Source organism: Winogradskyella sp., assembly GCF_028282165.1.
Classification (GTDB): Bacteria; Bacteroidota; Bacteroidia; order Flavobacteriales; family Flavobacteriaceae; genus Winogradskyella.
Genome location: NZ_JANQIM010000033.1, coordinates 326,803 through 350,409, shown reverse-complemented (window position 1 = coordinate 350,409; position 23,607 = coordinate 326,803). Strand labels below are relative to the sequence as shown.

The window sequence follows — 23,607 nt, the reverse complement described above, 5'->3', positions numbered from 1 at the left end:
CTAAAACCTGTTCAGGATTCTTTCAACCGCTAAAGGTTGAAAAAGAAAAAGTCTCGACTTAATCGAGACTTCCATAACTTATATTTAAATAAAACATACACAGTCTCGTTCCTTTACTTAAAAAAGAAATAAAACCAGTTAAAATATGTTTTAGATATACTCATTCTTGTTATTAATGGGGCTAATGTAATTAATATTTTTACAAATCAAAATTGTTGACGCCGCTTTTTTAACAATCGACCTAAGTTTTACAGATATTACAATAAACCTTGAGCCCTATTATAGATTACGTATTTTTATTCTGTAACGAACTAATTTTTGTTACGATGCACAAATTTCATGTACTTTTGATTAAATAATCTACAGAATGTCTATTGAAGTTAAAAACATAACGAAGCTTTACAAAGATCAGAAAGCGCTGAACGATGTTTCCTTTAAAGTGAACAATGCTGAAATCGTTGGTTTTTTGGGTCCTAATGGTGCTGGAAAATCAACAATGATGAAAATTCTAACCACTTTTATTGAAGCGTCCGAAGGAACGGCCAATGTAAACGGTTTTGATGTTAGCACCAACAAAAGAAGTGTGCAAAGTAGTGTTGGATATTTGCCAGAGCACAATCCACTTTATACGGATTTATACGTTAGGGAATATTTAAGCTTTAATGCTAATGTCCATGGTACGCCAAAATCTAGAATTAATGAGGTTATAGAATTAACTGGCCTCACACCAGAGGCCCATAAGAAAATTGGCCAACTTTCTAAAGGTTACCGACAACGTGTGGGCTTGGCAAATGCGCTGTTGCACAATCCCGATGTATTAATCTTAGATGAGCCCACTACAGGTTTAGATCCAAATCAATTGGTAGAGATTAGAAACCTTATTAGGACCATTGGCAAGAAAAAAACTGTCTTTCTATCGACACATATTATGCAAGAAGTTGAAGCCATGTGCGATCGTGTCATTATTATCAATAAAGGCGAAGTGGTTGCCGATAAATACTTAAAAGATTTGAGAGAAGGACAAGAACAAGTCGTTGTTGTTGAGTTTGATTACAGAGTTGAAGATACTTTTTTATTAAAATTACCTAAAGTGGCATCTGTAAAAAACACACATGGTTTTGTTTATGAAATTACATTCTCAACAAAAGATGATATGCGTTCGCATGTGTTTGACTTTGCGCACGATAATGAGTTAAAAATTCTACAACTCAACCAAAAAAATGCTAGTTTAGAAAGTTTATTTAGAGAACTAACCAGTTAAACATCAGTGAAGCTATTATGAATTTTTTGGCTGGAATTATCTCTGAAGCTATCCCTGATATTTTAAGAGATATAGGTGCCTCTATCAAATGGTGTTTTTACCTTAATAAAAAACGTTTTAAGGATATTATCAAAGAAAGTTGGAATGGTAGTGGTAGGATAGGACTGTTTTTTATCCTTGTGATTGTTGTTTTAATGAATATTTAGAAAATGAATAATTTTCAATCAAAAAATAGTTGACCCGTATAGACGCGTTCAACATCGACTAGAGGTGGCTCATTCACTGCGATCACATTACCTGTTCCTCTGAGTATTCCTGTCAATGATTGTATAGGATTAACAATCATATCGTTACTTCCGCGATGATTTACGCCAATGTGTTGAGCAACTAAGTTTCTACCTTCAAATCGACCCGAACCAGAAAAAAATCGAACAGAAAGGTTTTCTGTTGTGCCATCAATATAAAATGAAGCTATATTATTAGAAACTATATCTAAACTCTGATTGTTTACACTTAACCTAAAGTCGCCTACTGTAAATTCTACGCTCTCATTGAAGTCTTCAGAAATCAAGCTTAAGCTTGGATAAGATAAAATTCCAACTGAAGATACTTCATATTGTGATGAATTTCGAATTTCAATTAAATCAGGGGCTTCTACATAAATCTTTGTAATGCCAAAGTCCCTTACAAAATTACATGTGTTATTATCGGTAAGCACTAATCTATTACCTACAACTTCAACTTTTACATCACTCAATAAATTCTCGCCTGTCTCAATGGTCACTTTATAGTCATCAGCTTGCACAATGATCAATTCTATATCTCTATTAACCAAAATGCTTTCGAAAGAAGCAACCATAACTTCTTCTTGAATAATATTTCCTGCCGTTTGAAAACAATCATTAGCATCTTCACTATCACAAGCGAAGCATATAATTAAAAGTAAATAAATAAATCTTCTCATTCTAAAATAAACTAGATTCCTGACTGCTCAGGAATGGCTAATCACAATCTTACGCCTATTCCAAATTCAACGGCTTCGGCTTTAGCACCATGGGACTTTAAGGTTATGGCACCAAAAAACGTTTGCCCAAAATAACGTTTTAAACCTACTCTAAAATACGTTCTACCCTCAAAATCAAAAGGGTAGTAGACATAATAGCCCAATTGTGTTTCGATTGACATTTTATTGATAAATAATTCGTGCCCAACAAATAATCCAACACGCTTATAGTCTTCATTTCCACTAACATCCAATTCGGGAAAGGATACCGATTGGTAATGAATCAATTCCTTTAAAAAGTTAGAAAAAAAGACATCAACTCCAAACTGAATAGCACTGACATGGCTCAATCGCTTATCGGCATAGGCTGATAAAATATAAAACGGAAACTGCCCACTGCCTATGATATCACTTTGGTTGATTCCGCTTCTAAATGCCAAATTATATTTTATCCGTTCTGTAAATTTTTCATCTTCTAAATCATCTATATATTCTGAATCTTCTTCATCGAGATCGTAAGTTAATCCTATATTGAGAGCTATTGTATTAATACTCGTATTTGGTGCTTTTACATTGGCGTTAGAATAGTGGATTAAGGATAAGCCAGCTTCTAACCCAAAACGGTCAAAAAGACGCTGCTTTTTATAGTTCAGCATTACGTATGTTGAGCTTAATAAATGCGAGCCAAAAGCAATATTCTTATGATTCTCTAATTTATCGTAAGGATTGGTATTATAGGCAATCCCTTGTCCGATTCTCAACATTAAATGTCTCTTGAAAAAATAAAAATTATAATGTGCATATAATCCATAGTTGTTACCAAGCACCTCATTTTTTAAATTCTGAAAAATAAACGAAGCACCGTAATCTGGATAATTATAGCGTTGCTCCCAATCCTCCCGTCCAAAGGTTTTTTTGTTCCAACTAAGGATAATACCTTCGGGACGACCTGTAATAAGATGAAGAATATCATTATTATGAAGTGCAATATTGCCAGAGAAATAATTTAAATCGAAATAGGAGTCAGTGACTTTCTTCTCTTGTGAAAATAATAATAACCCGAAAAGAATTAAATAAGTCGTTAGCCAGTACTTCATAAATAATTGGTTACTGACAAAAGTAATAGATTATTTAATTTATGAACAGGGCAACCAATAAAGATGCAATTGTAATTACCAATAGTTGGATTGCAAATTTAAACTCGTTTTTATTTTGTTTTATAAACTTCATGATTTGGGCATTAAATTCGCCGCAAAATTAAGAATTAGGCGAGTGTACAATTGTTATGAAAAGCTTAAAAAAATGTAATGCTTTAGAAAACCTCTTTAGCGATGGCTTTAATATTATCGCTTTTACCCATAGAGTAATAATGTAACACCGGAATCCCAGCTTTTTGTAATTCTTTTGATTGTTCTATGCACCATTCAATCCCTACTTGCCGTGCTTGTTTATTATCTTTACAATTTACGATTTCTATAATGAGTTCGTCAGGCAAATCTACATGAAAACGATGCGGAATTAAATTGAGCTGTTTTTTTGTAGCGATTGGCTTCAGTCCTGGGATTATAGGTACTGTGATACCTTCTTTTCTACATTTATCTACAAAATCGAAGTATTTTTTGTTGTCAAAAAACATTTGAGTAACGATATAAGTCGCTCCTTTTTTAATTTTCTTTTTCAGAAAATGAATATCACTTTCTAAACTTGGTGCTTCCATATGTTTTTCGGGATAAGCAGCAACTCCGATGCAAAAATTGGTACAAGAACTGTTCTGGAGTTCGTCATCTAAATATTTGCCATTATTTAGGTTTTCAATTTGTGCCACTAGATCACTCGCGTAGGTATGCCCTTCTTTTTCTGGCTTAAAATAGATTTCGCTTTTAACGGCATCACCTCTTAAGGCCATCACATTGTCTATATCCAAAAAATCCAGATCGACCAAGAAGTTCTCGGTATCCTCTTTTGTAAATCCGCCACATAGTATATGAGGAATTGCATCTACCCCATATTTATTCTGTATCGCTGCACATATGCCCACTGTTCCTGGTCGCTTTTTTACCACTTGTTTTTTTAGCAAGCCATTTTCAACTTCTTTGTATACATACTCTTCTCTATGATAGGTGACATCAATAAAAGGTGGGTTAAACTCCATTAAGGGATCTATGTTATCAAAAATAGATTGAATATGTTGCCCTTTTAATGGGGGAAGAATTTCAAATGTAAATTGGGTTTCTCCATTTGATCGTTTTATGTGTTCAGTTACTTTCATGCTTGGTTCACGATATTTGGGTTGAGCCACTTTTCGGCTTCTTCAATGGTTATTTCTCTTCGTTTGCTGTAATCTATAACTTGGTCTTCTGTAATTTTCCCTAAACCAAAATATCTAGCTTCGGCATTTGCAAAGTAGTAGCCGCTAACACTGGCTGCTGGCCACATAGCCAGACTTTCGGTCAGTTTTACGCCAATGGTTTCCTCTACTTTGAGAACCTCCCAAATGGTTTTCTTTTCCAAGTGGTCTGGACAAGCAGGATAGCCAGGGGCAGGTCGAATACCTTTATAAACTTCCTTAATCAATTCTTCATTAGAAAGATTTTCATTTTTGGCATAATTCCAGTAGCGGGTTCTCACTTCTTTGTGCAGGTATTCTGCAAAAGCCTCTGCCAATCTATCGGCTAAGGCTTTTATCATTATGGAATTGTAATCATCATTATCTGCCTCGTATTTTGCTGCTATTTCTTGGGTCCCGAATCCTGTTGTAACGCAAAAACAGCCTATATAGTCCTGCCTCCCTGATGCTTTAGGCGCAATAAAATCTGCTAAGGCAATGTTAGGTTTGCCTTGTGCCTTTTTAGATTGTTGGCGTAGGGTGAGGAATTTTATTTTTTCAAGTTGGTTTTGCTTAGTCTCGTTGTAAGATGCTGAATCAACCCCGAAAGCTTTCGGGACAGCATGACGATCACTGATCGTCACTTCTACATCATCGTCATTAACTGTATTTGCTGGGAATAGGCCGAAAATAGCTTTAGCCTTCAAAAGGCATTCATCAAAAATTCGCTTAAGCATATCCTGTGCATCACTAAAAAGCTCTGTAGCCTGTTCTCCCACAATATTATCCTTTAAGATATTTGGATATCTGCCATGTAAATCCCAACTTCTAAAAAATGGTGACCAGTCAATGTAGGCTTCTAGTTTTGTAATGTCAAAATCTTCTATGACTTGAATCCCTAAGTCTTTTGGTGCAATAATTTCAGAGGTTTTCCAATCGATTTGAAACTTATTTTTCCTTGCTTCTTGTATGGTGAGGTATTCCTTTTTCTTACCACGTTTTAAGAATTGCTCTCTAAACGCTTCATACTCTTCACGTATTTGATTTTTATAAATGGTATTATCCTCTTGAAGTAGATCACCAACAACGGTTACCGCTCTTGATGCATCATTGATATGAACTACAGTATGACTGTAATGTGGTGCAATCTTAACTGCCGAATGTGCTCTGGAGGTTGTTGCTCCTCCAATAATCAATGGAATATTGAGCTTCTCTTTTTCCATAGCTTTAGACACAAAGACCATTTCGTCTAATGATGGCGTAATTAATCCGCTTAACCCAATAATATCTACATTTTCTCTTTTTGCGGTTTCAATGATCTTCTCAGGAGGCACCATAACGCCTAAGTCCACAATTTCATAATTGTTACAACCCAAAACAACACTTACAATATTCTTTCCTATATCGTGAACATCGCCTTTTACTGTTGCCATTAAAATCTTACCAGCATATTCTTGTTTTCCATCTTTCTCAGCTTCAATGAATGGTTGCAGATAGGCTACCGCTTTTTTCATTACTCGGGCCGATTTTACCACTTGCGGCAAAAACATTTTTCCACTCCCAAACAAATCGCCAACCACATTCATACCGATCATTAATGGCCCTTCAATGACTTCTATGGGCTTTTCGGATAATGATCTTGCTTCTTCAACATCTTCAATAATATAAGTATCTATTCCCTTAACGAGCGCATGCGTTATTCTTTCTTGCAAAGCATCATTTCGCCATTCTTGAGTTTCAGATTCTTGAGTTTTTTTCTGTCCTTTTACAGATTCTGCAAAATCCAACAAGCGTTCAGTAGCATCATCTCGCCTATCAAACAACACATCTTCAACATGTTCCAAAAGGTCTTTATCAATTTCATCATAAACCTCTAGCATGGTTGGGTTAACAATACCTAAATTCATCCCGTTTTTTATGGCATGGTATAAAAATGATGAATGCATGGCTTCTCTTACCACATTGTTACCTCTAAAGGAAAAAGACACATTACTCACGCCTCCAGAGACATTAGCACAAGGCAAATTTTCCCTGATCCACTTCGTAGCCTCAAAAAAATCGAGTGCATTTCTACGGTGTTCGTCCATACCTGTAGCAACAGGAAAAATATTAGGATCGAAAATAATATCTTGTGGAGGGAAATTGACTTGATTGACTAGAATATCGTAAGAGCGTTTACAAATTTCTATGCGCCTTTCGTAATTATCGGCTTGTCCTTTTTCATCAAAGGCCATAACTATAACTGCGGCTCCATAGCGTCTAATTAATTTGGCTTGTCGTTTAAATTCTTCCTCACCTTCTTTTAAACTTATAGAATTTACAATGCTTTTTCCCTGAACAATTTGTAGACCAGCTTCAATGATCTCCCACTTAGAGCTGTCTATCATTATAGGGATTCTTGCGATATCAGGTTCGGAAGCGATTAGATTCAAAAAAGTTGTCATGGCTTGCACACCATCAAGCATACCTTCATCCATGTTAACGTCTAAAATCTGTGCACCGCCTTCAACCTGGTCTCTGGCTACTTCTAAGGCTTCATAGTATTTTTCTTCTTTAATTAAACGAAGAAACTTACGCGATCCGGTGACATTAGTACGTTCACCGACATTTATAAAATTGCTTTCTGGCGTTACCACCAAAGGCTCCAATCCAGAAAGGGTTAAGTATTTCTTACAATCACTCTCTAGCATTAGGCAAATTCTTGTACTAATCTTGGTTGATAATCTTTAACAATATCTGCTATGGCTCTTATATGAGCTGGTCTAGTTCCACAACAGCCTCCAATAACATTTACCAAACCATCTTTAAGGTAATCTTCTATAAATTTTTGCATCTGTTCTGGAGTTTGATCGTACTCACCAAACGCATTTGGCAAACCTGCATTGGGATGAGCAGAGGTATAAAATGCGGTTTCATTAGACAAACGCTGCAAATATGGCTTTAACTGCTCCGCGCCAAGAGCACAATTAAACCCTACTGACAGCAGAGGCACATGGGAAATTGAAGTTAAAAATGCTTCTACCGTCTGCCCTGACAATGTTCTTCCAGAAGCATCGGTTATTGTACCCGAAACCATAATCGGAATATCTACTCTTCGCTCTTCCTTAACTTCCTCTATAGCAAACAAAGCCGCTTTTGCATTTAATGTGTCAAAGATAGTTTCTACCAACAGTACATCAACGCCTCCATCTATCAGTGCTTCTACTTGTTGTTTGTAGGCTTCACGCAACTCATTAAAAGTGATAGCTCTATATTCTGGTCTATTAACATCAGGAGATAAACTCGCCGTCTTATTAGTAGGCCCAATACTTCCAGCTACAAAGCGCGGTTTACTAGGGTTTGCACTTGTAAAACTATCGGCTACTTCTTTGGCAATCTTAGCGGATTCAAAATTGAGTTCGTAAACTAAATCTTGCATATTATAATCTGCCATAGCAATTGTAGTACCAGAAAATGTGTTGGTTTCTATAATGTCTGCACCAGCCTCAAAATATTTGGCATGTACCTCTGCTATAGCCTTAGGCTGCGTTATAGATAGCAAATCGTTATTTCCCTTTAAGGGTGTTGGGTAATTTTTAAAACGTTCTCCTCTAAAATCCTCTTCCGTAAAATTATAGGCTTGCAGCATGGTTCCCATGGCTCCATCGAGGACTAGTATTCGTTTTCGTAATTCTGTGTAGATATTAGGCATTCCTGATTTAATTATAATTATTGTTATCAGGAAAGTGAAGACTTAATTTCCGTTATCTATTCTGTATGAACAGTAGAATTTAGCACCTTCTTATATTTAAGGGTTGCTAAGGTTTCATTGGGTCTATTCCCTCCACCTTTCTTGATAACATTTCAATAAATTATTTGAACTTTATAGTTACAAATATGATGCACAGAAACTTAAAAACCTAATTTATTCACAAAAATCTAAAATAGAGTTTCATTTCAATTAAATTTTCTAATTTTGCATTTCGATTTATAAAGGAAAAATTTGTCTGATTGCAACCTTATAAAAAAATGCTAAAGCAGTAAGTACTCAACTTCTCTAGCGACCTAGCAATCTTACATTTTAATACATTAATAAAAAAATAGGATTTATGCCATACTTATTTACGTCTGAAAGTGTTTCTGAAGGACATCCAGATAAAGTAGCTGATCAGATTAGTGACGCGTTAATTGATAACTTTTTAGCTTTTGATCCAGAATCTAAAGTAGCTTGTGAAACCTTGGTAACTACGGGACAAGTTGTATTAGCTGGTGAAGTAAAATCGAACACCTACTTAGATGTTCAGAAAATTGCCAGAGACACCATTAATAAAATTGGTTACACAAAAGGGGAATACATGTTTGACGGCAATTCTTGTGGTGTATTTTCTGCGATACACGAGCAATCTGAAGATATTAATCGTGGTGTAGATAGAGCTTCTAAAGAAGAACAAGGCGCGGGTGACCAAGGGATGATGTTTGGCTATGCCACTAATGAAACTAATAACTATATGCCATTGGCTTTAGATATCTCCCATCTCATTTTAAAAGAACTTGCTGCCTTACGTCGCGAAAATAAGGATATTACCTATTTAAGACCAGATTCTAAAAGCCAAGTCACCATAGAATATAGTGACAATAACATCCCACAACGTATTGATGCTATTGTTGTATCTACTCAACATGATGATTTTGGTTCGGACGATGCGATGTTGGCTAAAATTAGAAAGGACATTGTAGAAATCTTAATTCCCAGAGTTATAGCTAAAGTTCCAGACCATATTAAACCTTTATTCAATGACAATATAACGTACCACATCAATCCTACTGGTAAATTTGTTATTGGTGGTCCCCATGGCGATACTGGATTAACAGGTAGAAAGATAATTGTAGATACTTATGGCGGTAAGGGTGCTCATGGAGGTGGCGCATTTTCTGGCAAAGACCCGAGTAAAGTAGATCGAAGTGCGGCTTATGCTACTCGCCATATTGCTAAAAACCTAGTGGCTGCCGGACTATGCGAGGAAGTTTTAGTACAGGTTTCTTACGCCATTGGAGTCGTTGAACCTATGGGAATTTTTATTGATACTTATGGTACTTGTCCTTTCAACCTAACAGACGGTGAGATTGCCGAAAAAGTTACCAAAGTATTTGATATGCGCCCAGCTGCAATTGAAAGTCGGTTAAAACTACGTCAGCCTATGTATAGTGAAACTGCAGCCTATGGCCATATGGGACGACAAAACGAAGTGGTTTCCAAGACTTTTGAACAGCCTAATGGTGTTTCAAAAACTATTGATGTTGAACTGTTTACTTGGGAAAAATTGGATTATGTAGATAAGGTTAAAAAAGCCTTTAACATTTAGAATACAAACCTCAATACTTAAAACCCTGATTAATCGATTAATCAGGGTTTTGTTTTTCTGGATAATTACCTTTAGGTAGGGGTTTTTAAATCTTAAATGTTGTATTCTAAATAAAGCCTAATAACGGCATACTTAAAACTAAATCTACATATTATGAGAAGAATTAAAAATTACCCAAATCTTATTTTAATGCTTTTACTGTCACTATGTATTGCAACATCTTGTCAAAAAGACGATAGCAATTCTGGTGGCGAACAAGGACAACAACAGGAAAACATTCCAGATTCATTTTCGGAGTATTTTGGAAATCAAATCTCTAGAGATTTTATCGGTAATGTCGTCGATGTCAATAGACTTCCTATCGAAGGTGTTACAATCACAATAGGTAATGAGACAGCCATTACCGATAGTAATGGTGTTTTCAAAATTGATAACGCCCAAGTCAATGAGCGCTTTGGATACATTAAAGCCAAGAAAGCTGGTTATATTCATGGTTCAAGAAGTGTGGTTCCTTCTAACGGTACCAATAAAGTCACAATAATGTTGCTAGAAGCTACAGTTGTAGGCTCAGTAAGTAGCGGAAGTAATGGAACTGTAACCGGAAACGGTGGTAGCTCAGTCAGTTTTGATGGTAACTTTATTAAAGAAGACGGCACTTCATATTCTGGTTCGGTAGATGTAATTATGCACCATCTAGACCCTACCGATGAAGATATGCCCATGCAAATGCCAGGTATGCTTTATGCCCAAAATGATGATGGTGCTGAGCGTATGCTCCAAACTCTAGGAATGCTGGCCGTTGAACTTCGAGGCGCAGCAGGTGAAGATTTAAATTTAGCCCAAGGGTCTACCTCTGAAATTAGAATTCCAGTAGATGCGAGTTTGGTAAGTATTGCACCTGCTACGATTCCGCTTTGGTATTTTGACGAAGTCAATGGCTACTGGAAAGAAGAAGGTGTAGCAACATTACAAGGCAACACGTATGTTGGTAACGTTTCCCACTTTTCCTTTTGGAACTGCGATATACCCGCCGAAGCTATTACACTTTGTGCGACTACTACTAATGCTAATAATGTACCTTTAGGTAATCTGCGAGTATCGATTACAAGTACAATTTTTGGAACTACTTATGGGTATACTAATGAAAATGGTGAGGTCTGTGGCTATGTACCAAGTGATGAGAGCTTAGTGCTAAATGTCTACAGCTATGACGTCTGCGGTGAAACATCATTACATACTGAAACTATTGGTCCTTTTAATACTGATTCTAGCATCACAGTTATAGTACCAGATAATCCGGATATTGTGCAAGAAACTGTTTTAGGAACTTTTAATACTTGTAATGGTGATGCTGTAGCTGATGGCTATGTGCAACTTACTTACGGTAACCAAACGTTTATTGATACTGTAAACGATGGTACATTTGAAGTCAATCTTTTAAGATGTAACGATGATAATACATTCTCAATAAAAGGAAGTGATTATGTTAACTTACAAACCACAGATAGTATAAGCTACACCTTTACAACACCACTTACTAATATTGGGACCATAAGTGCTTGTAATACTATAACTGAGTTTATTGAATATACGATAAATGATGAAGAAAGTGTACTAATTTTTGAAAACATCGGTGCTAACTTTTATATCGATGGTCAAGGACAAACAGAAGCACCTTCTCTAGATATTTTCGGAAATGACATCAATCAGGATAACTGCTTCTATTTATATGCTGTTTTAAATGACCCAGACTATTTAGGGACCTATGACTCCCTAGATTGGAGCGTAATGAATGACACAGGATTTTTTATTGGTGAATGTCTAAATATTTCAAGTGAAAACAATGCTATTACCTATAACTTAAATGCATTGGGTGAAATGGGAGAGTATATTGACATTAACTTTAGTGGAACCTACGAAGATTTTCAGGGTAATACACATACGATTACAGGAGTTGTGCATGTAATAAGGGATAACTAAAACTATAAATAATATGAAATAAAAGCCTTCTCTGGTCACTTGGCTATTATGTTGAAGTGGAGAAGGCTTTCTTTATTTAATGATAAATCGACGCAACCATTCATTGATTTTAACATCTAATAAATAGAAAACTAAAATCAATCGCTATGAAACCAACAAAAATCACCTCAAAACCCTCGTCCCCACACCTTCATTCTTTGTGTTTGATGTTAGATTAAAAAAGATAATTATCATTTAATTAATCTGAACTTTAACAATTAGCCATTTGTTAATTGTAAGAATTTTAACATAAGCTATTCAAGGCTTTTGTAATTTTAACCTAACATCATCAATCAAATATGAAATCAGTCCATTTTTTATGGCTGGCTTTAATCATCTGTAGTCTTATTTTTGTTTCATGCAATAAGCGTACACAAACTGCCAACCACAATTCCGTAAAGGCTTTTTCCGAATACCTAGGAGAACCTGTAAATTTAGATGTAAAAGGAAAAGTCCTAGATAGTAATCAAAACCCTTTAGATAGTGTTATTGTAAATGTTGGCAAGACGTTCAGCATAACAGATTCAAACGGTAATTTTATTATAGAAAACGCTTCTGTACACGATAATTTCTTAACTATTGAAGCTCAAAAAAAGGGCTATAAGAGTATATTTCATAGTCTTAACCCAAAAGAAGACACAATGCAAATACAGATAATCCTTCTCAAAGAATCTGAGCTAAGTCTGTTTCGCTTTAGTAAGTACAACCATAATTTACCACAGCCAAACCATTAAAACTTATTTGTAATTTTTCTTACACAACTATTCATTGATTTTAATACCTTTAAAAAAGAATACTAAAATCAATCACTACGAAACCATCAAGGCTATTAGCTTCACTGTTATTTGCCATACTTTTGATACCATATTCTTGCCAGGAAGACGATACCAATGCTAACAATGGACAACAACAAGAAAATATCCCAGACGCATTTTCCGAATATTTTGGTAATGAAATCTCTAGAGATTTTTTGGGAACGGTCATCGATAAAAATCATAATCCTATTGAAGGAGTGATTATTACCATTGGTAGCGAGACTGTAATGACAGATAGCAATGATATATTTATCATAAGAGATGCTAGTGTCAATGAATGTTTTGGCTACATAAAAGCAGAAAAGGCAGGTTATTGTAGTGCTGATGGAAGTTTTGGTGTTGGTTTTGATTTAACCCAGTGTTTGGACGTTAATATTTGGAATGACATCATTTACCACTTTACCGCATTTGGTGAAGTTGGAGAATACATTGATATCAACTTTAGTGGTTGGTATGAAGATTCTAATGGTAATCCACATACTATTACTAGTGTTGTACATGTAATTAGAGATAACTAAAAAAGCCTTCTGCGGTGACTGAGCGAAGTCGAAGTGGAGAAGACTTTTTCATCTTATAATGTATACGTCAGCCTAAAGGTGATAAACCGCGGTTGTATAAAGGTCTCAGAACTAAAGACCGAAATGTTACCAGCGCCGTTGCTAATGTTAGAATCGATGTCTAAAATGTTCGTGGCCCTTAATGAATATTCCCATTTGGCATCCCTATCTTTTCTGTACCGCAACGATGCATTCCAAGTTCTAAATGCTTGTGTTTGTCCATCATTTTCCTGTTCGGTATATGCAAAATCGGTAATAAATGATAGCGAGTCCCAGATATAGGCATCAAACTCTATAGAGGGTGCTCTGGTTATAAACTTGGTCGAATTTGCACCTTGGTCATTATCAGTAACCGTATAGCCATAACGCAACCTTATGTTTGGCGCTTCTCTAAAATTAGTGCGTATTTCTGGTGTATAGTTCTGAGAAAAACTCTCGTTAACAGACCGGGTGCCTTGAATAAACTGGTTGAGTTTACTATAGGTGAAATTAGTCCTAAGCGTAGCTCTTATCTTGCCAAATGTACGCTGAATCCTTCCAAAAACACTGGCTGTTTCGTCAGCGAATTGCGAGTTGAAGAATGTATTAGTTCTAATAACACTTTCAAAATCGGTCAATGATCGTATTTGGTCAATATTTCTGCTATAGTTAGCTCCAGCAAAAACATTAGTATAATTAAACAGGTTAAAACTTCGGTAAAATAGACTCAAGTTATGGGACAATGCATTTTGCAACTCTTGGTTTCCATATTGAATATCGTTAAAGTTATTTAAGACCAACTCTCGCGCTATGTTAGTGACATCGGTAAAAGTATTGGTCATACGATAATTAAACGTTAGACTTTCACTCTTTTTAAATTGAATAAGTGCTTCAAAATCTGGTAGCACATTGAAGAAATTGTCTTCAAAGGTGTCTGTACCTTGAGTGTTTCGGTTACTGTAAGCATGAAACGACACACCAGGCGTGAATGTAAACCTACCTGTTTTAAATCGATAATGCACACCCAAGTACACATCGCTAAAACTGTAATCTACATCATCATTAACTGCAGATAAGGTATTTCCCTCTAAATCCGTAATCGTGGGCGTTGGATCTACACGTGAGCCATCATCCAAGAACTGGAAAAGATTTGAATTGAATTTTTGATTGCTAAGAATTGTTCCTAAGGTCAGATTGATATTGCTTTTTGCATTTAAGATATTGTAATAATCGAGTTTAGCATCTAACTGATTGGTTTTAACACGTCTTTCTTGATTGACGTTGTAAACTAACTGGTTCAGGTCCAAACCTAATTCTTCTGCTGTACTATCATACTCGTCAGTATTATTGGGATTGGTTTCATCATCATCTATTAAAGCATTGTAAAATGGGTCTTCGTCTCTCAACAAATGTTGCGCCTCGAAGGCGAAGATGTTGTTTTCATCTAAGGTGTAATAATAGTTTAAGTTTTGATTAATGCTATATGGATTCACTTCATCTAATTGATTGGTGCGTCCTACAACATCAGAATTAAGATTTTGTCGTTCTTCATCATCGGAAACCCTCGCCAAAACATCATAGTCTAATTGATTGTTTACATTTGGTTTATAAGAAGCACTCAGTTTAGAAATAAATTGATTTGACGCTTCTCTACCTATTGACGTTGTACTTTCATCTGGTGGTATATTTGGATTATTTTCTACCTCAATGTAATCAATGAAATTATCTTCCCTGGTCCTTAATCGACTACTGTTGTAAATTAAAAAACCACTAAGATCCAAAGCCTTATTTGGCGAATAGCTAAAATTAGCAGAGCCAAGTTTAGTAGTCACCTCCTGAGCATTAGCGATGTTAGTTAATCCTCCGAGCCCATTATCACCTAGATTAATGTTAGTTCCGCTTGTTCTACTAGGTAATCTAAAACCGCCTCCAAATCCTCTAAGGTCTCTATTGGTCAGCGCCACTTCGCCAATATTATTTAAGTCTCCTATTAAGTTGATACTGTATTTAGGACTGTAATAAAAGAGTTTGGGCTGCACTAGATATAACTCATCATTTGGTGATGGTGCCGTACCAGCACCAGCCGTGACATCACCAAACCAAAAGTTCTTCTTCCCCTCTTTCAATTTAATATTAATAGCTACGTTGTCTTGGTTATTGGTAACACCACTTAATTGCCCGACCTCGGCATAATTTCTAAGAACCTGTACCTTATCTACTGCATTTGAAGGTATATTTTTAGTAGCTAACTTGGTGTCTCCGTCAAAGAAATCTTTTCCTTCAACCATAATTTTAGAAACCGTTTTTCCCTCAACTTCTATCTGCCCATCCTCGTTGATCTCTACACCAGGCAACTTTTCCAAAACATCCTCCAACTTTCGTTCAGAGCCATTTTTAAAAGAGTCTGCATTGTAAATAAGCGTGTCTCCTTTTACGGTCACAGGCATTTCGTAAGTAATCTCCACCTCATCCAAGGATTCATCTGGCAATAGGGTAAAGTCTTTGGTTATATTAACTTCTTGTGTTGTAATAATCTGCTCTAAGGTTTTAAGTCCTATATAACTTATCTGAACTTTGTACTTACCATTTTTTCCTAAGGAGAGTATATATTTACCTTTATCATTAGTAATGGCATAAGATTCTAGCGCATTCGTTTCTTGATTGATGGCTATAACATTGGCCAACTCTAATGGCGAACCAATACTATCCTTTACCATTCCTTGCATTTTAATTTGCGCAAAAGAACTACTGGCCACTACCAAACATAGCAGCAGCAATAAAGCTTTTTTCATTAGTTGTTTGTTGTGTTTGTTTTTTTAGTTTCTTCTTCCTCTTCCCATTCCTCCGCGACCACGGCCTCCGTACATCTCACGCATTTCTTGCATTTTCTTTGTTATAATGTCATTGTATTCAGCCTGAGTCACTTGATCACCTTTCTCGGGTTTTTCGATATCTTCTTTTTCTTCTGGATTCAAAACAATTTTAGTACATAAGATCGTTGTTCTATCTGCACTCACTTCCAAGATTAAACCTGGCAAACCCCAATAATCATCTGGACCTTGGTTGATTGGGATCTGCGGTGTATACCAAGCAACAACCTCTATGGTTTTAGGAACTTCTATTTCGCTCATTGGATCATCATTATCCTTTTCTGTAGAATCTTCTTCTTTTTTTTCACTTTCATCTTTCTTTTTATCTTCATCAGTATTGCCCCTTCCTCGTCTCCGTATGCTTCTCCAATCAAACTGATCAACTTCTTTTGTTGCAATAGCTTTAAAACAAGTGTAATTACCTATTTGCTTAGTTTCAGTTCCCATTTTCCATTCTAAGGATTTAAGCGCATCCTTGATTAAAAACTGCTTACCGAAGAACTCCTGATCCTGTAACAACTCCTTAGACTTTACATTTTTGTATTTTGGACCACCAGAGAAACTGCTCGCAAAACCTCCCCAACCTTGCCCAGATCCTGGAGTCTCCAATCGCTCATCCTCTTTGTATATCGACTCTTCTTTATTGAATGTTAGAATGTATTCTTTTTCAAGAAAGCTCTTCATACGTTCTTCGATTCGCTTTCTTTGTTCAGGATTCATCTCTCGTCCTCCCCATTGATCCAAATCCATGGTCGTTTTGGACATGTAATATGCTTTTCCTTGAAAGTTTTCTTGGGCAACTATTAATGTGCTGAAACAAAATAGTAATAATGGCGTAAGTTTTAAAAGCTGGTTTTTCATCTTAAAAGTTTAATAATATCTATAGTGTACTCTTCAAAAATATCATGTAAGAAAAACTATATTAGTGAATAATTAAACATTATTATACAAATCATATTAAATGGTCTACGAAAAGGTTACATAAACAAGAAAATACTACACTAGTTCTTTCTAACTTAATCGTTTTGTTAATAGGTATTATTTAATACACATGAATTTTTAAAGAGCACTTATTAAACTTTAGACTTATTTAGATATTAAAAGTTGAATCTAAACTAAGTTAAACCTTTGTTAATAAACTAACCGCGTCTTCTGCCCATTCTATTGTTCCTAAATTCTTTCATTTTGTTTACAATAGTCTCTTGGTACTTGGCTTTGGTAATTTCCTTTCCTTTATCTGGCGCTTCAATTTCTAGTTTTTCCTTTGGATTCATCACTATTTTAGTACAGAGCATCGTAGTATTACCGGCACTTACTTCTAAAATTAAACCTGGGAGTCCCCAAAATTCTAATGGCCCATGCCCAACGGGAATTTGTGGTGAATACCAAGCTTCAACGTCTGTCATAGCAATACTTGGCTCTTCTGTATTTGTATTTGTAGAATCTGATTCCATTTCAATATTATTAGTATTTCTTAATCGACTCCACGAGAAATCGTACCAAGCCAAATCATTAGTAGGAACTGATGCTGTTGCCTTAAAGCAGGTATAATTCCCAATTTGCTTTGTCTCTTTTCCCAACACCCACTTTATATCTTGAAGCTTATCCTTTACCAAAAACTTTTTACCATAAAACTCCTGACTTTGAATCTGCGTATTGGTCTTTACATTTTTATATTGCCTTCCAGGCGCAAAATTCTTACCCCAAGAATCTGTTGCCCCAGTCATAGCATCTAGCTTTTCATCTTCATAGAACAAGGCCTCTTCTTTATTAAAAGTTAAAATATACTCTTTCTCCAATCTGTTTTTAAGGCGAGCTTCTACCTGCTTTTTCTGTGCCTCGCTTAAGCGTGCTCCCCATCTTCCAAGTTCCATTTTAGATTTTGAGGCATAGAATGCCTGTCCTTGAAAATCATCAGAATCTTCGACATCTTTACTAATATTCTCGTTTACATTTAATTGACCTGATAATAAAACCAGAAATAAAAGAAAGCTCGATTTGATTAGAATTGATTTCATGATAAAAGACTATTTATTGGTCGTTGTTTAACAAATATATTTAAACGTTAAACAAACTATACCCTGTTTACCATAAAATTAACAAAGCAAATACCAATATATCCTAACCCCCGATGGTTATACTAAAACTATTACCATCATCTCTACTACCTTTTCTAGGCCTAAAACGTTCCATCATCTCTTTTGCTTTTTTATCCATAATCTCTTCGTATTTTTCTTGATTGACTTCTTTACCTTTAGTAGGCTCGCTAATCGCAACCTTTTCTTTGGGGTTCAATACGATTTTACTACATACGATCGTTAGCTTACCATCGTGAACTTCTAAAATTAAACCGGGTAATCCTTGATAGTCATCCGGACCATTATTAACAGGTATTTGAGGCGTATACCATGCTGTAACCGTACGTTCTTCCATTTCTTGTTCTGCATCTAGATCCAAGTCCTCATAAGAATCTGTACTAGACATCTCTCTTGGTTTAGGAACCATTTTAGTATAACTAGCTTTGTAGCATTGGTATTCTCCGATGTACTTTGTTTCAGAACCCAATTTCCAATCTATTTTTTCAATAGCATCTTTAACTAAAAATATTTTCCCGTAGGTATCCACTTGCTCAACAAATCGTTGCTCTCTTGTATTTTTATATAACACATCAGAACCACCACCTCCACCAATAGTAACAAGTCTAACATTACTACCCGCGCCAACATTTGGCTTATCCAGTTCTTCTTCTTGTTTATATGTAGATTCTTCTTTATTAAAGGTTAACAAAAAGGTTTTTTGGAACTGTTTTTTCATCATTTCCATCATCTTTTGGTGCATTTCAGAACTCATCTGGGTACTATCCATTTTTATATCTACCTGACGTTGCGTTTTATAAGTCGCCACTCCTTGAAAGTCTTGTGCATTAACGAAAGTAAAAACCATGATTAATGCCAAGCTTGCAACTACGTTTTTCATAATTGTTGTCTTTTAATGATTAATACAGCACAAATATCAAAACCCTATTTCTTCTTTTTAGTTAACTAGTGTTAACGTGTGTTAACCAATTCGACAAACTAAATTTTAACATTTATTTTTGAAGCATGAATAACAGACGATACCAGTGGATTTTATATGCAATTGTTGCTGTAATAGCGGTAACTATTGGTATTCAGGTATTTTGGAACTATAAAAACTATAAGGTCAATAAGCAACAACTTATTAATGATGTTCAAATAAGTTTGGACAAGGCAGTAGATGATTATTATGCGAATTTAGCTGAACGGACAACACTCGGCATATCAATAGTTGACGATAATACGCTCGATTCTTTGGGTGAAGATAACGAACTCACTAAATTCCTTCAAAAAATAGATGAAACTACCAATAAGTTTGGTAATCTCGATTCCATAAAAGCAGATGACATACACGGCATTAAAGTTCTAAAAGGCAGAAAAGCAGACTCAATGATGACGGATTATAAAAAAGCACTTCGTCCTGTAACTAGTGGTTCTTTAAAGCTTAACGTTGATCAACTCAGAGCAAACGACAGTTTCCACTTAAGAAATATTAAATTGTTAACGTCCAAGGTTTTTGTTTCCATAAGCAATGATACACTAAATATTAAAGCAATCGACAGCTTGTTAAAGAATGAGTTTAACAGGAAAAACATTGACTTAAAAAGTAAACTCACATTTTATGAATCTGGCGGTTATCCTGAAAATCCCAATTCACTTACTAACGAACCAAATATCAAGCATTCTTTAAGTACAACTTCAAAGTCTACGTTTTTACCAAAAGGGAGTACTCTAAAAATTGATTTCGCCAATGCAACGGGCACAGTTCTTAAACGTAGTCTAAGCGGTATCTTAATTTCAACAATTTTAGTATTGGCAGTAATTAGTTGTCTCTTCTATTTACTCAAAATCATCAGACATCAAAAACAACTGGCTGAAGTAAAAAATGATCTTATAAGCAATATCACTCACGAATTCAAAACGCCTATCGCAACCATTGGAGTTGCTTTAGAGAGCATTAATAATTTTAACGGTATTGATGATAAAGAGAAGACCAAAAAATACATCAATATGTCTTCTGAACAACTTAGCAAATTAAATCTAATGGTCGAAAAGCTACTCGAAACAGCAACTTTAGATAGTGATAATTTAGAGTTGAATAAAGAAACAGTCGATGTAGTCTCGCTCATTAATGATTTAATCGATAGATACAGGATGCATTATAAGGAAAAGAAATTTAATTCTAATCTTAAGGTTGAAAACCTAGAGGCTAAAGTTGATATTTTTCATTTTGAAAATGCATTAAATAATATTTTAGACAATGCCGTTAAATATGGAGGATCTATGATTTCGATAGATTTAATCCCTAAGCAAAATAGTTTCGAGATCTTAATTTCAGATAGTGGCACTACACTTTCAAAAGCAAATAAAGACCGGATTTTTGAAAAATTCTATCGCGTCCCCAAAGGCAATACACACGATGTGAAAGGTTTTGGTATTGGCTTATATTATACTAAAACCATTATTGAAAAACATGGTGGATCTATAAGTCTCGATTTAACTAAGCATTTAACCACTTTTAAAATCACGCTCCCAAATGGCTGATAAAATTAAATTACTCCTAGCTGAAGATGAAGCGGCGTTAGGTCAGATCATAAAAGAAAGTCTTGAAACTAGGAATTTTGAAGTGCTATTGTGCGACAATGGTGTAAAAGCCTATGATATCTACCAATCTCACAGCCCCGAAATTTTGGTCTTGGATGTAATGATGCCAAAAAAAGATGGGTTTACCTTAGCCAAGGAAATAAGGATTATTGACGATACCGTCCCCATTATATTCCTTACCGCTAAATCCCAAACTGCAGACGTTGTTGAAGGGTTTTCCATTGGTGGCAACGATTATCTTAAGAAACCTTTTAGTATGGAAGAGTTAATCGTTAGAATCCATAGCCTTTTGAATAGAACAAAGATCCAAAAAACTTCCAAAATTCTTAACATTGGTAATTATACCTTCGATTTTCCAAAACAACAGTTACAATATAAAGAAGACGAACGTATACAACTCACACACAGGGAAGCACATTTACTATTTCATCTCATAAAGAACAAGAATGAGGTATTAGATCGTTCATTAATTTTGAACAAACTTTGGGGAACCGATGATTTTTTCTCTGCTAGGAGTATGGACGTATTTATTACCAAGCTTAGAAAAAAACTAAAAAAAGATGACCGTATTCAAATCATTAACGTTCGTGGTTTTGGGTATAAGTTCACCATCTAAAAAACTCTACACACTAAATACAATTTCTTTTGAGTTATAGAATGGTGCAATTTTTGTATTTTTCTATCTTGTATGTATAAGTTAGTTTTATTTTTCTTTTTTTTAAGTGTTTCCATATTTGCGCAAGAGCGAGTACAGATGCATCTAAAAGATTCAGCCAGCTTAAAAGCAAAAGATATTTTTGGTATTGATACCTTTGGAACACTATACTATACTACTGACGATAATACTTTTAACAAAAAAACCAAAGACACAACAATTACCTATACCAACTTTCAACTAAGTGAAATTACTACCGCAAACGCATTCAACCCCTTAAAAATCAATCTCTTCTATCAAGATTTTAATACCGTCATTATTTTAGACAACCGTTTAGCCGAAGTATTCAAAGTAGATTTTAATACTACACAACCTTATAAGAACGTAAGTTTTGTTTCAACCGGCTTTGATAATACCCTTTGGATTTTTAATCAGGATTTACAACAGCTTGAACTTTATGACTACAAGAGCAATACCATAAGGCTAAAAACCGTACCGATACAATCAGAGATTTTAGACCTTAAAAGTGATTACAACAATTGCTATATGCTCACAGAAAACTATCTGTATATTTACAATTACTTTGGAAGTTTAATTGCCAAACACCTAAATAAAGGTTATGAAAGCTTGGCATTTAGTAAAGCACATTTAATACTCAAAAAGGAAGATAAGCTCTTTATTCTCTCTAAAAACACAGACGAGATAAAACCCATTTCCCATTCAAATTTGTTAATAAATCAGTTTTTGGTAACGAATGAAACCTTGTATATTTACCACGACGAAATTCTACGTCAATACCAACTTAAACTAGAATAGACTATGCATGTTGCTGTTGCAGGAAATATAGGAGCAGGTAAAACAACTTTGACCAAATTGTTGGCAAAACACTACAAATGGGAAGCTCAGTTAGAAGATGTTGTGGATAATCCCTACTTGGATGATTTTTACAATCAAATGGAGCGCTGGAGTTTTAATCTTCAAGTATATTTCTTAAATAGTAGATTTCGTCAAATCAACCAAATTCAGAATAGTGGTAAGGACATTATCCAAGATAGAACCATATACGAAGATGCTCATATCTTTGCTCCCAACTTACATGCCATGGGCTTAATGACCAATCGCGATTTTGAAAATTATTCTTCCCTCTTTGAGCTAATGGAATCCTTTGTAAAAGGTCCAGATTTACTTATTTACCTTCGTAGTTCTATTCCAAATTTAGTAGCCCAGATTCATAAACGTGGGCGCGATTATGAAAACACTATCAGTATTGATTATTTAAGCCGTTTGAATGAGCGTTACGAAGCATGGATCACAAAATACAATAAAGGCAAATTACTAATCGTCGACGTCGACAAACTAGATTTTGTAGATAATCCTGAGGATTTAGGAGGTATTATCAATAAAATCGATGCTGAGATTCACGGTTTATTTTAGACAATAAACTCATGTTTTTGTGTGAATTAGCGCGTCTTTCTATCCACAATTACCTATCAAAATGAAATCAAAGTCAGAAACTTACCCCAAATTGAAATCCGATAGTTAGAGAAGTAGGGTTGTCATTACCGAATCTAATCGGAATTGGCGTGGCTAAAAAATAAGTAATACCATCTTTTTTAATAATCGGCTTATTTGCCACAAGCGTGAAACCGTATCTGCCATTAGTGTTAAATGCCAGTCTTGTCAAAAAATTAAATCCTCCAATATTCCTGTAAATAATACCTGGATGAAAGAGTAAGCCACTCATTCTACTTAAGTTGTCAATCACTTCTATGGAAGGTACCAACTCAATACTAAAAGCAATCTTTTCACTCTGAATAAAATTGACACCCGTTGGAAAACCGATTTCATATTGACCATCAAAATTATAACTTGGAGCATTCTTTGAATAACTTACAATGGGGTGAACAACGCTAAAAAACGTTCTAATTCTTGAATCGTCTTCTGAATTGCTTTGATTTTGAGCCGTTAATACATCCGATAACCATAACAAGTACAAAAGGAAGACAATTCTAATAGTCGACGTTCTCAAATGCATATTTATCTTATTTAGTATATTTCGTTTCATTGAATAAAAAACCACGCCAGTGGCGTGGTTTTATTA

The 23,607-nt window shown here is 35.2% G+C and carries 20 protein-coding genes and 1 riboswitch; of the genes, 10 read left to right on the top strand and 10 right to left on the bottom strand.

All coding sequences use genetic code 11. The features are described 5' to 3' along the window. Positions 1–367: 367 nt before the first annotated feature. Both gldA and Q0972_RS13465 read left to right on the top strand, forming a co-directional pair. Complete coding sequence (gene gldA / locus Q0972_RS13470) at positions 368–1,261, top strand: gliding motility-associated ABC transporter ATP-binding subunit GldA (protein WP_299366392.1); 894 nt, start codon at positions 368–370, stop codon at positions 1,259–1,261. Between the two features lie 26 nt (positions 1,262–1,287). Beyond that, a complete protein-coding gene (locus Q0972_RS13465) occupies positions 1,288–1,467 on the top strand; it encodes a hypothetical protein (RefSeq protein ID WP_299366390.1) in 180 nt (59 codons plus the stop codon). A 14-nt stretch (positions 1,468–1,481) separates the two neighbouring features. Here Q0972_RS13465 and Q0972_RS13460 read toward each other — a convergent pair whose 3' ends face one another. The 5 genes from Q0972_RS13460 to Q0972_RS13440 all read right to left on the bottom strand — a co-directional run bounded on the left by Q0972_RS13460 (position 1,482) and on the right by Q0972_RS13440 (position 8,281). Next, positions 1,482–2,225 carry a head GIN domain-containing protein gene (locus Q0972_RS13460; RefSeq protein ID WP_299366388.1) on the bottom strand — a complete coding sequence of 248 codons (744 nt, stop codon included), beginning with the start codon at positions 2,223–2,225 and terminating at the stop codon, positions 1,482–1,484. Positions 2,226–2,266: 41 nt separating this feature from the next. Next, the gene (locus Q0972_RS13455) at positions 2,267–3,361 is read right to left on the bottom strand and encodes an acyloxyacyl hydrolase (protein WP_299366387.1); all 1,095 of its coding nucleotides are present in this window, start codon (positions 3,359–3,361) and stop codon (positions 2,267–2,269) included. Positions 3,362–3,576: 215 nt separating this feature from the next. Next, positions 3,577–4,533 carry a methylenetetrahydrofolate reductase [NAD(P)H] gene (gene metF, locus Q0972_RS13450; protein ID WP_299366384.1) on the bottom strand — a complete coding sequence of 319 codons (957 nt, stop codon included), beginning with the start codon at positions 4,531–4,533 and terminating at the stop codon, positions 3,577–3,579. Next, on the bottom strand, positions 4,530–7,280 hold the full coding sequence (metH, locus tag Q0972_RS13445; RefSeq protein WP_299366382.1) for a methionine synthase: 2,751 nt from the start codon (positions 7,278–7,280) through the stop codon (positions 4,530–4,532). The genes metF and metH overlap by 4 nt, the downstream gene beginning before the upstream one ends. After that, on the bottom strand, positions 7,280–8,281 hold the full coding sequence (locus tag Q0972_RS13440) for a homocysteine S-methyltransferase family protein (protein WP_299366380.1): 1,002 nt from the start codon (positions 8,279–8,281) through the stop codon (positions 7,280–7,282). The genes metH and Q0972_RS13440 overlap by 1 nt, the downstream gene beginning before the upstream one ends. A gap of 49 nt (positions 8,282–8,330) precedes the next feature. Beyond that, positions 8,331–8,432, bottom strand: a riboswitch (SAM riboswitch). 246 nt (positions 8,433–8,678) lie between these two features. Between Q0972_RS13440 and metK the strand changes: the two genes are divergently transcribed. The 4 genes from metK (at position 8,679) to Q0972_RS13420 (ending at position 13,284) form a co-directional block, all read left to right on the top strand. Further along, positions 8,679–9,932, top strand: coding sequence for a methionine adenosyltransferase (gene metK, locus Q0972_RS13435; RefSeq protein WP_299366378.1), 1,254 nt, complete (start codon positions 8,679–8,681; stop codon positions 9,930–9,932). Between the two features lie 153 nt (positions 9,933–10,085). Then, positions 10,086–11,912, top strand: coding sequence for a hypothetical protein (locus Q0972_RS13430; RefSeq protein WP_299366376.1), 1,827 nt, complete (start codon positions 10,086–10,088; stop codon positions 11,910–11,912). 338 nt (positions 11,913–12,250) lie between these two features. Next, entirely contained in the window at positions 12,251–12,685 is a 435-nt protein-coding gene (locus Q0972_RS13425) for a hypothetical protein (RefSeq protein ID WP_299366373.1), read from the top strand. A 122-nt stretch (positions 12,686–12,807) separates the two neighbouring features. Continuing rightward, complete coding sequence (locus Q0972_RS13420) at positions 12,808–13,284, top strand: hypothetical protein (RefSeq protein ID WP_299366371.1); 477 nt, start codon at positions 12,808–12,810, stop codon at positions 13,282–13,284. 53 nt (positions 13,285–13,337) lie between these two features. On the opposite strand, the gene Q0972_RS13415 is transcribed toward Q0972_RS13420, so the two are convergent. The 4 genes from Q0972_RS13415 to Q0972_RS13400 all read right to left on the bottom strand — a co-directional run bounded on the left by Q0972_RS13415 (position 13,338) and on the right by Q0972_RS13400 (position 19,148). Beyond that, positions 13,338–16,094 carry a carboxypeptidase regulatory-like domain-containing protein gene (locus tag Q0972_RS13415; protein WP_299366369.1) on the bottom strand — a complete coding sequence of 919 codons (2,757 nt, stop codon included), beginning with the start codon at positions 16,092–16,094 and terminating at the stop codon, positions 13,338–13,340. Between the two features lie 24 nt (positions 16,095–16,118). Next, a complete protein-coding gene (locus Q0972_RS13410) occupies positions 16,119–17,033 on the bottom strand; it encodes a GLPGLI family protein (RefSeq protein WP_299366367.1) in 915 nt (304 codons plus the stop codon). A 278-nt stretch (positions 17,034–17,311) separates the two neighbouring features. Continuing rightward, positions 17,312–18,190 carry a GLPGLI family protein gene (locus Q0972_RS13405; protein WP_299366365.1) on the bottom strand — a complete coding sequence of 293 codons (879 nt, stop codon included), beginning with the start codon at positions 18,188–18,190 and terminating at the stop codon, positions 17,312–17,314. Positions 18,191–18,293: 103 nt separating this feature from the next. Continuing rightward, positions 18,294–19,148, bottom strand: coding sequence for a GLPGLI family protein (locus Q0972_RS13400; protein ID WP_299366363.1), 855 nt, complete (start codon positions 19,146–19,148; stop codon positions 18,294–18,296). A 125-nt stretch (positions 19,149–19,273) separates the two neighbouring features. Between Q0972_RS13400 and Q0972_RS13395 the strand changes: the two genes are divergently transcribed. The 4 genes from Q0972_RS13395 to Q0972_RS13380 all read left to right on the top strand — a co-directional run bounded on the left by Q0972_RS13395 (position 19,274) and on the right by Q0972_RS13380 (position 22,940). Further along, positions 19,274–20,791, top strand: coding sequence for a HAMP domain-containing sensor histidine kinase (locus Q0972_RS13395; protein ID WP_299366361.1), 1,518 nt, complete (start codon positions 19,274–19,276; stop codon positions 20,789–20,791). Then, positions 20,784–21,467, top strand: coding sequence for a response regulator transcription factor (locus Q0972_RS13390; RefSeq protein ID WP_299366359.1), 684 nt, complete (start codon positions 20,784–20,786; stop codon positions 21,465–21,467). The genes Q0972_RS13395 and Q0972_RS13390 overlap by 8 nt, the downstream gene beginning before the upstream one ends. Positions 21,468–21,605: 138 nt before the next feature. Next, positions 21,606–22,322, top strand: a complete 717-nt coding sequence (locus tag Q0972_RS13385; RefSeq protein WP_299366357.1) for a hypothetical protein — start codon at positions 21,606–21,608, stop codon at positions 22,320–22,322. A 3-nt stretch (positions 22,323–22,325) separates the two neighbouring features. Further along, a complete protein-coding gene (locus Q0972_RS13380; RefSeq protein ID WP_299366355.1) occupies positions 22,326–22,940 on the top strand; it encodes a deoxynucleoside kinase in 615 nt (204 codons plus the stop codon). Positions 22,941–23,013: 73 nt separating this feature from the next. Here the strand turns inward: Q0972_RS13380 and Q0972_RS13375 are convergent, their stop codons facing one another. Then, complete coding sequence (locus Q0972_RS13375; RefSeq protein ID WP_299366353.1) at positions 23,014–23,541, bottom strand: hypothetical protein; 528 nt, start codon at positions 23,539–23,541, stop codon at positions 23,014–23,016. Positions 23,542–23,607: the final 66 nt, after the last annotated feature.